Origin of the sequence: Streptomyces sp. NPDC004609, assembly GCF_042873655.1 — a bacterium.
In the GTDB taxonomy this organism is placed as follows: domain Bacteria; phylum Actinomycetota; class Actinomycetes; order Streptomycetales; family Streptomycetaceae; genus Streptomyces.
The window spans coordinates 1-1,109 of the sequence record NZ_JBIALS010000105.1; the positions used below are offsets into that span (position 1 = coordinate 1).

Below are 1,109 nucleotides of genomic sequence, written 5' to 3' on the forward strand. Positions count from 1 at the left end.
CAGTTGCACTCGCGTCACCCAAGAAGGTCTACCCGTCCAGACCCTGCCGCGAAGGCAGATCCCGCAGATTGATCAAGACGCAATACGCTCCCTAGACGGACGTGGTCATGTCCGGTGGGCCTGTATCGGAGAAGGGGACGCTTCGACGGGCTGGACGGCACGCTGTGGCATGGCGGTGACAATCCCTGGACGCAACGAGTACATGGAGCGGCGAACCGGCGGACGCCGAGCGCGTGTCCTTCACCGTGTTCCCGGACTCTCCGGGAGCGGCCCAGGGGGAGCAGACCGATGCGCACTGCGAATCGCACCACCAGCCGTACCCGTAACCGTCTTGTCATCACGGCCGCAGCGGCTTTCCTGGCGCTGGTCCTCAGCGGGTGCCGGGACACGGCGGCGATCGATGGCGGGGACACGCCTTCCGGGGCCGCCCCGACGGCTTCAGCGGCTGATTCCGGTGCCGCGGGCGAACCCTCGACGTACCCGAGCGGCAAGCCGACGGCCGTCAAACCGTCATCGCAGGGCACGCCGTCCGGCGCATCCTCGAAGCCCCCGAAGCACTTCATCAAACTCACCGAGGGCTACCCCATGCCGAACGACGTGCTGATCAGCGTCACGGATGTCGTGGCAGCCGGGAGTTCGAGCGGGGTGGTCGCGCCCGCGGGCTCTCAGCGCAGGTACGTGCTCATTCAGATCACGAACGAGGGGACCCGGCCGCTGAAGGTGGACGGCCGAGTGCACGTCACCGTCAAGCGGCATGACAACGGCAAGTCCATGAAGCAGGTCGACTGGCTTCCCGGGGAGGACTCCGAGGGCGCCGGCTTCTTCATCCTCGACGTGGAGCCGGGCAACCGGGATGACGCCTCGCTCGGATTCGCCTTCGAGGACTCGGGATTCGACGAGGGCTACGAGATCTACGTGACGCTGGACCAGCCCGGAAGCCCCGCGTACCCGGCGAAGTTCCTGTACGCGCCCCCGCCCGCTTCCTAGTACTGCAACGGTGTTTGGCGTGACTGTTGGCAGGCTCGGTCGTTGATGCAGTTATGGGTGGGGACCTTGCTGGTGTCAGGTTGTGGGCGGGTGAGCTGGACGCTCTGCATGAGCGGTTCGTG

Annotated in this window: 1 protein-coding gene; it reads left to right on the forward strand. The window is 66.3% G+C overall.

Annotated features, from left to right (window positions below):
- Window positions 1-288: 288 nt before the first annotated feature.
- Window positions 289-987, forward strand: coding sequence for a hypothetical protein (locus ACFYT4_RS36220; protein ID WP_389279191.1), 699 nt, complete (start codon window positions 289-291; stop codon window positions 985-987).
- Window positions 988-1,109 lie beyond the last annotated feature (122 nt).